We start from the raw sequence: 14123 nt of genomic DNA, 5'->3' as shown, positions 1-14123 counted from the left end.
GCAGAACCAAAAAATTTTTAGGACACCACCAGAAAACGTGTGAAGCACCCATCCGTGCCCCGACCGGAAATACAAAGGCCGGAGTACAGACCGAAGGAAAAGAAATGGCAACAGCACCCCGTCCGGCGCTGACCGCGCGCCAGCAGAAGATTCTTGACGCGATCCGCACCGAGATTGAACAGAAGGGTTACCCGCCGTCCATGCGCCAGATTGGTGACATGGTGGGTCTTGCGTCCCTGTCCTCGGTCACCCACCAGCTCGGTCGTCTCGAGACCATGGGCTACATTCGCCGCGACCCCAAGCTCCCCCGCGCCATTGAGGTGCTGGATGAGAACGGCGTCGGCATGCACGGTAGCTCCTCCTCGTCCCTGCCCGAGCTGCCGAACTTCGAAGTCGGCGACGAAGACCTCGTACCCGTTCCCCTGGTTGGACGTATTGCAGCGGGCGGTCCCATCACCGCCGAGCAGTCCGTGGAGGATGTGCTCGCTCTGCCCCGCCAGCTGGTCGGTAGCGGCAAGCTCTTCATGCTCAAGGTCAAGGGCGATTCCATGATTGACGCCGCGATTTGCGACGGCGACTGGGTGGTTGTCCGCGAGCAGCACACCGCCGACAACGGCGATATCGTTGCTGCGCTGCTCGACGATGAGGCAACCGTGAAGGTGTTCCGTCAGGTCGACGGCCACACCTGGCTCATGCCGCGCAACGCCAACTACGAGCCGATTATGGGCGACCGCGCAACCGTCATGGGTAAGGTCGTCTCCGTGCTGCGCAGCCTCTAGAGACATAACGCTAAGCTCTTAGCTCTACATAAAAATCACCCCGGTGGTACGTGAATGTTCACGTATCACCGGGGTGATTTCTATATGTCTAAATTTATATGCCCAAAACGGGGCGGCGGCGCGGCAAGGAATGGATCTCGCCCGAGCTAACGCTCAATACTCGCCGAAAGACGAGCCAGCGCACCAATCACGGCTGCCTTATTCTGCGTCGACCACATCGGCGGCATCGCCTTCATCAAGAAACCGCCGTAACGTTTAGTCGCCACACGAGAATCCAGTACAGCCACCACGCCGCGGTCAGACACCGAACGAATCAGGCGGCCCGCGCCCTGCGCCATACGAATCGCCGCATGGTGAGCAGAAACCGCCATAAAGCCGTTACCGCGGTGACGGTTCACCGCCTCCGTACGAGCCTGCGCAATCGGGTCGTCCGGGCGGGGGAACGGAATGCGGTCCATCACCACCAGGCGGCAAGAGTCACCCGGAACATCCACGCCCTGCCACAGGCTCATCGTTCCGAACAGGCATGAGTCAACGTCCTCGCTGAACTCCTCCACCAGAGCCTTGAGCGAAGACTCACCCTGCAGAAGAATGTTCAGGTCGCTGTGCTCACGCATGTACTCGGCGGCACGCTCGGCGGCGCGCTTCGAGGAGAACAGGCCCAGGGCACCGCCCTCCGAGGCCTCGCACAGCTCACGCAGGCGCTCCAGCTGACCCTCATGCACACCGAATCCCGGAGGTTTCAAATCCCCGGCGACGTACATGATGCCCTGCTTGCGGTAGTCGAAAGGCGAACCCACGTCGATGCTCGTCCAGCGCGGCGCGCCCTCGCCCTGCAGTCCCAGTGCACCGGCGGCAACGTCAAAAGAGTCACCCACCGTCAGGGTCGCACTCGTCAGAATCACGGTGCGGTCAGCGAACAGGCCGTCACGTAGCTGTAGGCCAACGCTCAACGGGGCGATGTTCAGGGTCGCCGGGTCGGTATCGGAAGCAGCCACATAGCGGCCGTTCTCCCAACCGCCCTGGCGAGAAATCCACAGCACGTCCTGCTCGCCCGAAGCCTCCAGAATGCGGCTACTCATATCGTGCACCTCAGAGACACGCGAGCGCGCCATCTGCAGGCCTGCATCAACATCCTGACCGTCCGGTTTGGTATCGGACAGGGCGGTGCGGGCGGCATCGTTGACCGCAGAAATAGCGGTCAAAAGGCGACCGTCCAGGCCTTTCAGCAGGCCCTCGGCAAGACCCTCGAACGCGGTCTCCAGGGTGCCGGCCGCCATTTCCAGTGCGCCGGAATCAGCCTTCGAATGCTTCTTCACGCTACGCGCCGCACGGCGAACCATCGCAACCGTCAAAGAACCAGACACGGCACCGGTCACGCGGTCCACCAGCTCGTGGGCCTCATCAATAATGACCGTCTCATGCTCGGGCAGGACCTTCATGCCCTCAAAAGCATTAATCGCCAGCAGGGCGTGGTTCGTGATGACGATGTCAGCCTCAGCGGCACGGCTGCGCGCCATCTCGCTAAAGCACTCCTCCACCAGCGGGCAGCGGCGACCCAAACACTCGGCAGCGCTCACCGACACCTGAGCCCAGGCGCGATCAGAGACGCCGGGCTTCAGTTCGTCGCGGTCGCCGGTCTCGGTGCGGTCAGCCCACTCGCGCAGGCGCACCACTTCCTCGCCCACGCGGGAGGTCGAAGAAGGCATGTCGAAGAGAGCATCCGGCTCGTCTTCCGGGTAGCCACCCTCCAGCTTGTGCAGGCAGAGGTAGTTATTGCGGCCCTTGAGCAGAGCCACCTGCGCCTGCGACTCCGGACGCGGCTCCAGCGCTTCCAGAAGACGCGGAATATCGCGGTTCACGATCTGCGCCTGCAGGGCCAGGGTCGCCGTCGCAACCACAATCGGCTGGTCAGATTCCCCCACGCGCGCCAGGGTAGGAACCAGGTAGCCCAGGGACTTACCGGTACCGGTACCCGCCTGAACCAGCAGGTGACGCTGCAGCTCAAGAGCCTGCGCCACGTGCGCCGCCATGGTGCGCTGACCGGCGCGGTTCTGACCGCCGGTGGCGGCAACCGCCTCATCCAGCAGGGTCAGGGCATCCTTCGCACCGGGCAGGGTCTCAAGCTCCTGTCCGGTGAATCGGGTGCCGCCGGTTGCGGGGGCGGTTCCCGGGGCGTTTTTGGGCGCGTTGATGCTCTCGGTCACGCTCATACGCTCCTAGCGACCCTCAGAGGTAGAGGACTGCTCGGACTCAGATGCGGTCGCTTCGGTGAGGGCGCGTGCCTCCGCAAGTTCCTCTTCCAGAACCTCCAGCAGGTCGCCCTCCAGCACGTATTCTGCCAGGTCCGAGGCGACATCCTCACGGACCAGAGCCACCACGAAGGTACCGTCCGATACGAAATCAGTGCTCTTAATTTCGGCGTCCCACTCGTGCAGGCGCGAAATAATCTCACCGTGCGAATACGGAATCAGCAGCTTCACCTCAATGGAGGGGCGCGGAATGGTGTCCGCGATCTTCTGCTTCAGCTCGTCAATACCCTCACCGGTACGCGCCGAAACAATCACGTGCTCCGGCTCGCGCTGACGCATACGCTCCAGTACGAACGGGTCGGCGGCATCCGCCTTATTCAGCACAATAATCTCGGGGATATGGCGGGCGTCAACCTCCGCGATGACCTCGCGGACAGCGCGAATCTGCCCCTCCGGGTCAGGGTGCGAAGCATCCACCACGTGCAGGATCACGTCAGCGTCAGCAACCTCTTCCAGGGTGGAGCGGAACGCCTCGACCAGCTGGGTCGGCAGCGAACGCACGAAACCCACCGTGTCAGAGAGGGTGTAGCCGATACCGTCCGGGGTCTGAGCCTTACGGACGGTCGGGTCCAGGGTCGCGAACAGGGCGTTCTCCACGAGCACACCCGCGTCGGTCAGACGGTTCAGCAGGGAAGACTTACCCGCGTTCGTGTACCCGGCAATAGCCACCGAAGGCACGCGGTTACGGCGACGGTTCAGACGCTTCGTCTCACGCGCCGGCGCCATCGCAGCAATCTCACGCTTAAGCTTCGCCATGCGAGCGCGCAGGCGGCGGCGATCCATCTCAATCTTGGTTTCACCGGGACCACGCGAACCGATACCCTCACCGGCTGCGGCACGGCCACCCGCCTGACGGGACAGGGACGCACCCCAACCACGCAGACGCGGCAGCATGTACTCCAGCTGAGCCAGCTCAACCTGTGCCTTACCCTCGCGGGACTTAGCGTGCTGAGCGAAAATGTCGAGAATCAGGGCGGTGCGGTCAATGACCTTGACCTTCACGATGTCTTCGAGGGCTCGACGCTGCGAGGGAGCCAGTTCCGAGTCAACGATGACGGTGTCGGCGCCGGTCGCCTCCACAATGTCCTTGAGTTCCAGTGCCTTACCGGAGCCGAGGAAGGTGCCGGGGTCCGGCTTGAGGCGGCGCTGAACCAGGCCGTCCAGAACCTCGGAACCTGCGGTTTCAGCCAGTGCCGCGAGCTCGCGCAGGGAGTTCTCGGCGTCCTCAACGGTGCCTTCGGTCCACAGGCCAGCAAGCACCACGCGCTCCAGGCGCAGCTGGCGGTACTCGACCTCGGTGACGTCTTCAAGTTCGGTGGAGAGGTTCGCGATACGGCGCAGTGCGCGGCGCTCGGCGAGGTCTTCCTGGTCACCGTCATATTCGGAGTGTTCGCGCTGAACGTCAGAAATTTCGCGTGCGCGAGTATCCAGCACACGGCGGCTATTGTTGCCGTGGGTGCTGGAGGAGTTGTCGCTGTGATGCGCGGTACCGGCGGCGTCATAAGTGGTGACGGAGGCGGCGGCCTGGGAGCGCCCCAGAACGCGGTCTACGGTGCGGCGTAGCTGCTCATCGCTGGGCAGCTTTTCGGTATCAGATACGGGGGTGTTCTTAGAATTCATACGGTTACAATTCTACCGCCGTTGCCCGCATCGGGTAGGGGGTTCGGTCGCCTGTGCGCTCAGGGCGTGCAAGCTGCTGAACCACCCCGCGCATACTCTGCCCGTGTGCGGCGGGATCTTGCCCTACCGGTACACTGGATAGCATGAGCGAGCAGCATTATTTCTCTGAAACCCCCGAGACCGAATTCAAGCCCCGCCCCGTGCAGGTGGAGCTTGCCGGCCGCAAGGTCACCGTCACCACCGCTAACGGCATTTTCAGCCCCTCCGGCATCGATAAGGGCACCGCCATTTTGCTGCAGGAAGCACCCGACCCGCAGGGCGAACGCATGCTCGACATCGGCTGCGGTTGGGGACCCATCACCCTGACTCTTGCGATGCTCGCCCCGCAGGCGCAGGTGCACGCGGTGGACGTGAACTCCCGCTCCATTAGCCTGACCGAACGCAACGCCGCCGCTCTCGGCCTGCCCAACGTGACCGTGGGAACCCCCGAATCTGTCGACCCCGAACTGCGTTTCGATACCATCTGGTCGAACCCGCCAATTCGCGTGGGCAAGGAGGTCCTTCACGAGATCCTGCTGACCTGGCTGCCGCGCCTGGCACCCGGCGGTGACGCCTACCTGGTGGTTCAGAAGAACCTCGGCTCCGATTCTTTGCAGAAGTGGATGGATGCGCACCTTGAGGAGCTGCACCCCGGCGAGTTTGAGGTCTCGCGCTATGCAACCTCGAAGGGTTTCCGTATTCTGCAGGTGCACCGCTACGAGGACTAAGACCTCTGGCGCTCATTGCTAAAAACGTAAAAGCGGCGGGTGTTTTCTGATTTTAGTTTCAGAAAACACCCGCCGCTTTTGTATATCAAAGTCTCTATCGAGGACTGCTCGCTATCGCAGCACGACGGTTGCAACCATCTGCGCCGGACCAGCCAGAACCACATGCTCCAGGTCGTCCGGGCCCAGCACGAAAGTCACCGCGAGGGTACCGCCGGGCACATGCACCAGCCACTCATCCGGTGCTTCCTCGCCGCCCCAGAAACGGGTCGCCGCAGCCGCAGCACACGCACCGGTACCGCAGGAGAGGGTCTCACCCACGCCGCGTTCGTGCACGCGCATACGGATAGCACCCACCTGCGCGCCGCTCTCAACATCCAGGTCGACCGGCACCACAAATTCAACATTCGTGCCGTTGACCGGGGCGGGGTTCACCTGCGGCAGGCTGTGCAGGTCCAGGCCGTCCAGCTTACCGTCGGAGCCGAGCATCACCACGGTGTGCGGGTTACCCATCGAAATGGACAGGCCAGCACGCGGAGTCTTCAGGCCGCGGGCAGACACCAGGCAGTCCTCGCCACCCTCGCGGGCGGCGTCACCGTGAATGAAGCTCCACGGCCCCATATCAATCGCGTAGCCCTCTTCGGTGCGCGCCACAGTCTTCACACCGGCACGGGTACCAATCTTGACGGTCTCGCCCACCTCAAGCTCGATCAGGCCCTCAGTGCGCAGGTACTCCACGAACGCGCGCACACCGTTGCCGCACATCTCTGCGATAGATCCGTCACCGTTGCGGTAGTCCATGAACCAGACAGCGTCCGGGTGCTCCTCGAGCAGCTTCTGGCCCGCGCGGGAGGCGGTGCTACGGGCAGCACGAATGAAGCCGTCCGCACCGATGCCGAAGTGGCGGTCGCAGGCGCGGGCTACCAGCTCGGGGGTGAGGGCAATTTCTGCGTTCTCGTCCGTCAGAAAAATGAAGTCGTTACCGGTGCCGTGACCCTTGGTGAGGGTCAGGCCTGCCAGCTCGCCCCAGATGGAAGGGTTCTCGCTCATATGCTGTCCTTAAGGTTGGTGACCTGTCCGTTTATGATTTTACCGCGCCGACCGGTTCGACGAGGTATCGGTTCGGCGACGGCTCGTTATTGTGGCTTATCGGGTGCTTTCGCGGATGATGGCTTCCGCCTCATCGGCAAGGGTGGGTGAGAGCGCATCTAGCCACTGCACGCGCGGGTCCGCACGGAACCAGGTCAGCTGGCGGCGCGCAAACTGGCGGGTCGCAATGGTCGTATCCTCAATCGCCTGCTCCACGCTGTAGTCTGCATCCTCAAGGGCGCGAGCGAACTGCGCGTAACCAATCGCGCGGGAGGCAGTCTTACCCTCCTGCAGTCCCTGCTCGTTCAGGGTACGAATCTCATCGAGCAGACCCTGCTCGTGCATCAGCTCCACACGGCGGTGCAGACGCTCGTGCAGCAGGGCACGATCCATATCCAGACCAATCTGAATACTCTCCGTCACGTACTCGCGCACCGGCATGAACGCCGAGAACGGGCGGCCCGTCACCTCGAACACCTCCAGGGCTCGAATAATGCGGCGCTCATCCTTCACGCGCGCCGCCGACTCCGGGTCGACCTCCGCCAGGCGGGCGTGCAGAACACCAATACCCTCGGTACGTGCCTGCTCCTCCAGGCGCTCACGCACCCGCGCATCCGTGCCGGGAAACTCCAACCTATCCAGGGCGGCACGCATATACAGACCGGAACCACCCACCAGAATCGGGTAGCGGCCACGGCCACGGATCTGCTCAATCAGCTCACGGCTACGCCCCTGAAACTCCGCCACGGACGCCTCATCCCGCACATCCATAATGTCGAGCAGGTGGTGCGGAACGCCGCGCGTCTCCTCTGCAGTGACCTTCGCGGTACCGATATCCATGCCCCGGTAGAACTGCATGGAGTCAGCGTTAATGCACTCACCATTCAGGCGCAGAGCCAGCTCAATCGCGAGCGCGCTCTTACCGGTGCCGGTCGGGCCCACAATAGCGATAACGGGCAGAGTTTCGGAGATAGTCATGCGCCCCATTCTACCGGTTCCCTCACCCCCCCCAACTTGCGGTGAGGATGAGGGCCCGAAGAACAGGGCGCATGATTCGAATCTAGGTTTTAGGGGCGCAGACCGATGGTCGGCATGCCCAGACCCACCGGCGCACCGGGCACCTGGGTGGTGCCGGTACCGCAAGAGTCAGCCTGGGAGCGGTCCCACGCGTCACCGGCGCGGGTGCGGCGCAGCTGGTACTGCTCGGCGGTCGGGTCAGAAATCAGGTGGAAGGAACCAGCCTCGGTAATCGGCACGGTCACCATGTCGCCGGGGCGCGGAGTCTCGCAACCTTCGGGCACGGAGAAGTGCACGAGGCGCTGGTCCGGGCCGCGGCCCGAGAGGCGGTGAGTCTGCTCAGCCTTACGACCTGCCTCGGCAACGACCATCAGCTCAACGGTCTTACCGAGCTGCTTGCGGTTCTCTTCGCCGGCGATGCGGTCCTGCAGGGCAATCAGACGCTCGTAGCGTTCCTGCACGACCTCCTTCGGGATCTGGTTCTCCATGGTCGCCGCGGGGGTGCCGGGGCGGATTGAGTACTGGAAGGTGAACGCGGAGGAGAAACGAGCCTGCTCCACAACCTTCAGGGTGTCCTGGAAGTCCTCTTCAGTCTCACCGGGGAAGCCCACAATGATATCGGTGGTAATCACGGCGTTCGGGATGCGCTCGCGCACCTTGTCCAGAATGTTCAGGAACTTCTTGGAACGGTAGGAGCGGCGCATATCCTTGAGCACCTTATCGGAGCCGGACTGCAGCGGCATGTGCAGCACGGGCATGACGTTCGGGGTCTCCGCCATCGCGTCAATCACGTCGTCGGTGAACATTGCCGGGTGCGGGGAGGTGAAGCGTACACGCTCCAGGCCCTCAATCTCGCCGCAGGCGCGCAGCAGCTTAGAGAACGCCTGACGGTCGCCGAACTCCACGCCGTAGGAGTTCACGTTCTGACCGAGCAGGGTCACCTCAATGGCGCCATCATCAACCAGCGCCTGAACCTCAGCGAGAATGTCGCCGGGGCGGCGGTCCTTCTCCTTACCGCGCAGGGACGGCACGATGCAGAAGGTGCAGGTGTTGTTACAGCCAACGGAGATGGACACCCAGCCGGAGTACACGTGATCGCGCTTAGTGGGCAGGGTGGAGGGGAAAACTTCGAGGGATTCGAGCAGTTCTGCCTGCGCCTCGTGGTTGTGGCGGGCACGCTCCAGTAGCGCCGGCAGGGAACCAATGTTGTGGGTACCGAACACGACGTCAACCCAGGGCGCCTTCTCGATGATGGCGTCCTGGTCTTTCTGCGCCAGGCAGCCGCCCACGGCGATCTGCATGCCCTTGTGGGCGCGCTTGACCGGCGCGAGCTGGCCGAGGTGACCGTACAGGCGGTTGGAAGCATTTTCGCGAACCGCGCAGGTGTTGAACACGACCAGGTCGGGCTGGGTGCCTTCCTCAGCGCGAACGTAGCCGTTAGCCTCCAGCAGGCCGGACATTCGTTCGGAGTCGTGCACGTTCATCTGGCAGCCGAAAGTGCGCACTTCGTAGGTGCGGGGGCTGGTTTCGGGGGTCTGGGCGGAATCGCTGAGGGTCGAAGTCATGCCCTATAGGGTATCCGATGGGGGATAATGGCTCTATGCAGGTTTCCCTTAGTAGTAACTTTCCGGCTCTGTCACCGAACGATTCTTCCGCTCCCGCCCCTGACGGGGAGCTTCTGAGCGCCCTCATTGAGGAGGCAATCACCGCCTACTCCCCCGTGCCGCCTCAGGCGAGCGCCGATTCTGCCTCGATGCGTCAGAACCTGATGCAGCTGCTCTGCTGGGCGCATTCCCTGGAGCAGGTGGCTGGGCGCACGGTTGAGCGCGTGCAGATTCTGGGTACCGGTATGCGTTCCGTTGTGGTGCGTGTGGCGTATGAGCCTGCGGCCGAGTCTGCCCAGTCTTTCGAGTCTGCACAGTCTTTGCCGACCTCGATTATTGTGAAGCGTTACCGCCGTAAGGATTCGACGGTGAACGCGGGCGGTTTCGGGTACCTGCGTGAGCGCTACGGTTTGGAAGCGCTGAACCAGCAGGTTCCGGGTCTGTTCCCGCAGCTTTACGGTGCGGATGCTGAACTGCGCGTGCTGGCACTGGAGGATGTGAGCGACGGAACCGTGGAGGGCGAGCAGTATTCGGTCGCCCACGCCCTGCTGGAGGGCACCGAGGAGCAGGCGCTGGATGCGCTGAACTACTACATTGAGGCGTACCGTTCCCTTGCCGCCAGCGGCATTATGGGTGAGGCGGTCGAGGATTACCGCCTGAACCTGGCGCGTGCCGACCGCAAGGCGCAGTTCCCGGGTGCTATCGCCTCGCCGGGACTGGCTGAGCGCGGCTTGAAGAAGCTGTACGGTGTGGCTGATGAGGCGCGCGCACCCGAGCAGGGTGCTGACTCTAGCCCCGTCTCTGCCTCCGCTGAGCATGAGGATGCGCCCGTTCTTCCCGCCGCAGTTGAGGAGCTGTCCTTCCGCTTCCGCCGTGTTCTGCAGCCCTTCTTCACCAAGCGCCCGCCCGTGCCCGAGCAGTTCAAGCTCAACCGTGGACGTGTCTATATGCTCTCGTCGGGCGATTTTTCGCCGCAGAACGTGCTGATTGGTTCAGCGGACGGCGCGCAGGTGCGCATGGTCGATGCGGAGGGCACCTGCCTGCACCACCGAGGCTTCCCCTTCGTTGAGGCGATGCTGGGATTCCCCTCCTCGCCGGAGTACCCGCGCTACCGTGTGGACCGCAAAAAGGCGCTACCGGCGCTGTACTCTGCCCTCTTTGAGGACGCCCCGCTGGATGAGCACCTGGCGGAGGATTTGGCGGTGTGCACGGCGGTGACCGTGTGCGCCCTGTTGGAGCTGTACTTTTCTTCGGCACGTTCCGATCTATTGCCTCGTATTCGCCGTGAGGGTGCGCAGCTGATGCGCTTGCTGTTGGAGATCGCCGGTTCTCAGGATGCAACCCTCGCCGAGTTCGCGAACCGTCTGGGGGCCGTTGAATAAGCAGCAGAGTAAACAGCGGATATAGCCTTCGACAAGGCTTTTTATAAGGATCAAAAACGTAAAGGGTGAGCCCGCCACAGAGTGTGTCTGTAGCGGGCTCACCCTTTATAGTGCCTATTTTCTCGGTCACCCCGGCATGGGTCTATCCGTGCGTGCGGAATGTATTACTTCGCTCTCTACCAGAGCTCGTCCTCTGCACCGTAGGCGGCGAGTTCCTCACGAATCACCGACATCGACACCGAGGAGGAGTACCCGCGGCGAGCCAGCATCCCCAGCAGTCGGCGAGTCACCCTATCCTTTTCAGCGCGGTCGCTCAGATCCATGCCGGGGCGCAGCTTCTTACGCACCAGATCGGCGGCGTCCTCACGTTCCTGCTCGTCGGTGCGCTGAGCCAGGGCATTCTCCGCCTCTTCACCGCGCACCCCGCGTTCAGCGAGCTCACGGCGCAGCGCGGCGCGGGAGAGCTTCTTGGTGCGGCTCTTCTGCGCCACAAAGCTTTGGGCGTATTCGGCGTCGTCAATGAGTTTTGCCGCCTCGAACTTATCGAGCAGCGGCTCAATGAGCTCCGCATCGAATCCTTCTGCCTGCAGCTTCTTACGCAGCTGACCTCGGGTTTTTGCCGAATACGCCAGCTGGTTGTACACGATGGTTTTAGCGCGCGTGTAGGGGTCGGTTTCTTCCGCGGCCCGGGCGGCACGCACCTTCTGCTTCCAGGAAGGCACGTTGCTTTCCGACGGTAAGGAAACCTGTCTCATCTGAGAGCCGCCCGGTTGGGAACCGCGTGCTCGAGAATCATCCTTTGGGGATCCAGCCGAAGCGGCACGGCGCTTTCCGGTACCAACGCCCTGCGCCTCCTCCTCCGCAATACCGCGGATGAGCGCTTCTTCGGCGGGGGTGAGTTCTTCATTCAAGCTACTTCCCTCCCTGAATAGGTTGCTCCCCGAGCCGCGGCCTGCAGGACTCTTGCGGGTTTCCTCGTCGTCACTTCGAGCCCCGAAGGCGGGCGCGTAGGGCGAGCGGCTCCGCATTTTCTCTTCCTGTGCCGCGCTCATACGGCGGAACCCGCGCTTATAGTCGGTGTTCTTGGAGGCACGCGAAGACTTGCGTTTCTTCTGCTTATCCCGCTGAGCGGCTTGCCTCTCGATTTCTTCCTTCTCTTCGGCGGTGAGCCCCGACCCGATGGAGGCGGCACCCGCTCGACTCATGCGCCCCGCCGCCATAGGGCGCGGTTCGGCACCGCCGGGGGTAAAAGCACGAACGGGCGCTTCGTCAATGGAGACGGCGGGCAGGTTCGGGTCAACGAGCAGGCTACGGCGCGGGGATTCACTACCTTCCCCGGAACTGCCATCTTCAAAGTTGGCGGGCACAGCCTGCAGGGGCAACTCGGGTACGCGGAACTCCCCCGCGTAGTCGTTGCCGTTATCGCGGGCAATGCTTTCTTCGATAAAGCCGTGCGCGGCGGGGTGCCAGTCCGGAAACTCCTCAGTGGCTACCTGCTCCGCTACCTTGTTCCGCGCCCACTTTTTGGGTGCAGCCTTTTCGGTCTGCCGCGCTTTCTGCGCAGGCTTTTGGGGAGAGGCTTTTGCGGGCGCGGGCTTCTCCGCTTCTGCGGGTGCCGCTTCGTCCGAGGGCACCCACCCCGCATACTCTGCTTCAGGGTAGGGAGGCTCGTCCAGATATGGGGGCTCTTCAAGACTCGGAGGCATCTCCGGGTACGACGGTTCTACCGCCTGCGGCGTAGCGGGCGAGGGATCCAGAACAGCAGGAGGAGTAATCTGCGGTGTCTCCCAGTTGAGGGTGGGCTCTGCCAGAGGTGCGGGCACCTCAAAATTGAGCGCCTCGAAGCCGCCTACTTTAACCGGCGGGGCGGTAGATTCAAACGAACCGGTAGCGTCAAAGGAAACAGGCGCTGAGAATGCAGGCTCTTGGAAGGCTGACCCTTGTAGAGCTGAGGAACCGAAGTGCGGTTCGGTCGCCTCCAGCGCTGCAAAACCGGCGTCGTCGTCACGCGCGTTGTTTCGCTCACGCTCTTCATGGCCGTTCTGTTCCGTCATGCGCTGTTCCATCATGCGCTGTTCCGTCATGTTCAGTTCCTCCTCTCCCCTGTGTTGGCTCGCTTGATGGCCCGTGCGCCGGGCTATACGGCGCTCCCCCATTGTAACGAGGCGTTGTCTCGGCGCCCCCGATACGCCCGTTAACGTGCTTCTTCCGTTAACGACAGATTGCCGTGCACCGTGCGGAATGCACAGCACACGGCAATCAGTCGTGGCGTTAGCAAGAAGCTACGCGGGCGGGTTTAGAACTCCTCAGCCAGCTCGTCCAGCGGGTCGTTACCCTCGGACTCAGCAGCTGCCTGCTCGTCAGCTTCTTCCTCAATGATGCCCAGCTTCACCAGAACCTTGTACTGCAGTTCCTCGGTGAGCTCGGGGTTGTCCTTGAGCAGCTTACGAACGTTCTCGCGGCCCTGGCCCAGCTGCTCACCGTCGTAGGTGAACCATGCGCCGGACTTCTTGACGATGTCGTTCTCCACCGCCAGGTCCAGGATGCCGCCCTCAACGGAGATGCCCTCACCGTAGAGGATGTCGAACTCAGCCTGCTTGAAGGGCGGAGCCATCTTGTTCTTCACGATCTTGGCGCGGGTGCGGTTACCGATCGGGTTAGCGCCGTCCTTGAGGGTCTCAATGCGGCGGATGTCGATACGGACCGAAGCGTAGAACTTCAGCGCCTTACCACCGGTGGTGGTTTCGGGGGAGCCGAAGAAGACACCAATCTTCTCACGCAGCTGGTTGATGAAGATTGCGGTGGTGCCGGTTGCGGAGAGGCGACCGGTAATCTTACGCAGAGCCTGGCTCATGAGGCGAGCCTGCAGACCCACGTGGGAGTCACCCATGTCGCCTTCAATTTCGGCGCGGGGTACCAGTGCTGCAACGGAGTCGACTACCACGATATCAACGGCACCGGAACCAACCAGCATGTCCATGATTTCCAGTGCCTGCTCGCCGGTGTCGGGCTGAGAGACCAGCAGCTGGTCGATGTCCACGCCCAGCTTAGCCGCGTAAATCGGGTCCAGTGCGTGCTCGGCGTCGATGAACGCTGCCACGCCGCCTGCCTTCTGAACGTTCGCTACAGCGTGCAGTGCAACGGTGGTCTTACCGGAGGACTCGGGACCGTAAATCTCGATGACGCGGCCGCGGGGCAGACCACCAATACCCAGAGCGGCATCCAGAGCGATAGCGCCGGTGGAGATAACCTCGGTCTTGGTGATTTCCTTATCACCCAGGCGCATGACTGCACCCTTGCCGTAGTTCTTGTCGATCTGTGCCATCACGGCTTCAAGTGCCTTGGCGCGACCCTCTTCGGGAACGCGAGCTACGCTCTGAGACTTGGTGTTCTTAGCCACGGTAGTACCTCGTTCTTTGTGTTGTCAGTGGTTGACGGGAGTAATGTTTCTTCGGAATCGGTGGGACTCGTAATCGAGACCTTGAAGGTTTTGGCCTACCGGTTCCTTCTGAGACTACTCTAGGGTCACAGCCTGACAGGATAAGGCCATTTTTTA

General features: G+C 62.5%; 10 protein-coding genes. 3 read left to right on the top strand and 7 right to left on the bottom strand.

Translation table 11 applies throughout. The annotated features are described in order from the left end of the window. Nucleotides 1–104: 104 nt before the first annotated feature. A complete protein-coding gene (lexA, locus tag QZ540_RS00630; protein WP_070643922.1) occupies nucleotides 105–779 on the top strand; it encodes a transcriptional repressor LexA in 675 nt (224 codons plus the stop codon). 146 nt (nucleotides 780–925) lie between these two features. Here lexA and QZ540_RS00625 read toward each other — a convergent pair whose 3' ends face one another. Both QZ540_RS00625 and hflX read right to left on the bottom strand, forming a co-directional pair. Further along, the gene (locus tag QZ540_RS00625; RefSeq protein WP_294626917.1) at nucleotides 926–2992 is read right to left on the bottom strand and encodes an ATP-dependent DNA helicase; all 2067 of its coding nucleotides are present in this window, start codon (nucleotides 2990–2992) and stop codon (nucleotides 926–928) included. Nucleotides 2993–2998: 6 nt separating this feature from the next. Next, the gene (gene hflX, locus QZ540_RS00620; RefSeq protein ID WP_294626915.1) at nucleotides 2999–4711 is read right to left on the bottom strand and encodes a GTPase HflX; all 1713 of its coding nucleotides are present in this window, start codon (nucleotides 4709–4711) and stop codon (nucleotides 2999–3001) included. A 143-nt stretch (nucleotides 4712–4854) separates the two neighbouring features. Between hflX and QZ540_RS00615 the strand changes: the two genes are divergently transcribed. Next, nucleotides 4855–5478, top strand: a complete 624-nt coding sequence (locus QZ540_RS00615) for a class I SAM-dependent methyltransferase (protein WP_294626913.1) — start codon at nucleotides 4855–4857, stop codon at nucleotides 5476–5478. Between the two features lie 111 nt (nucleotides 5479–5589). Here QZ540_RS00615 and dapF read toward each other — a convergent pair whose 3' ends face one another. The 3 genes from dapF to miaB all read right to left on the bottom strand — a co-directional run bounded on the left by dapF (nucleotide 5590) and on the right by miaB (nucleotide 9146). Further along, on the bottom strand, nucleotides 5590–6525 hold the full coding sequence (gene dapF, locus QZ540_RS00610) for a diaminopimelate epimerase (protein ID WP_070643906.1): 936 nt from the start codon (nucleotides 6523–6525) through the stop codon (nucleotides 5590–5592). Nucleotides 6526–6621: 96 nt separating this feature from the next. Next, nucleotides 6622–7542 carry a tRNA (adenosine(37)-N6)-dimethylallyltransferase MiaA gene (miaA, locus tag QZ540_RS00605; protein WP_294626911.1) on the bottom strand — a complete coding sequence of 307 codons (921 nt, stop codon included), beginning with the start codon at nucleotides 7540–7542 and terminating at the stop codon, nucleotides 6622–6624. 89 nt (nucleotides 7543–7631) lie between these two features. Beyond that, on the bottom strand, nucleotides 7632–9146 hold the full coding sequence (gene miaB / locus QZ540_RS00600) for a tRNA (N6-isopentenyl adenosine(37)-C2)-methylthiotransferase MiaB (protein WP_070692049.1): 1515 nt from the start codon (nucleotides 9144–9146) through the stop codon (nucleotides 7632–7634). A gap of 35 nt (nucleotides 9147–9181) precedes the next feature. On the opposite strand from miaB, the gene QZ540_RS00595 reads away from it, so the two are divergent. Next, entirely contained in the window at nucleotides 9182–10567 is a 1386-nt protein-coding gene (locus tag QZ540_RS00595; RefSeq protein WP_070692047.1) for a hemin ABC transporter substrate-binding protein, read from the top strand. A 176-nt stretch (nucleotides 10568–10743) separates the two neighbouring features. Here QZ540_RS00595 and QZ540_RS00590 read toward each other — a convergent pair whose 3' ends face one another. Both QZ540_RS00590 and recA read right to left on the bottom strand, forming a co-directional pair. Beyond that, entirely contained in the window at nucleotides 10744–12651 is a 1908-nt protein-coding gene (locus QZ540_RS00590) for a RecX family transcriptional regulator (protein ID WP_294626907.1), read from the bottom strand. 212 nt (nucleotides 12652–12863) lie between these two features. Continuing rightward, nucleotides 12864–13967, bottom strand: coding sequence for a recombinase RecA (gene recA / locus QZ540_RS00585; protein WP_005507111.1), 1104 nt, complete (start codon nucleotides 13965–13967; stop codon nucleotides 12864–12866). Nucleotides 13968–14123: the final 156 nt, after the last annotated feature.

Source organism: uncultured Rothia sp., assembly GCF_916049665.1.
Classification (GTDB): domain Bacteria; phylum Actinomycetota; class Actinomycetes; order Actinomycetales; family Micrococcaceae; genus Rothia.
The sequence above is the reverse complement of the archived record's forward strand: the minus strand, read 5'-3'. Positions and strand labels throughout refer to the sequence as shown.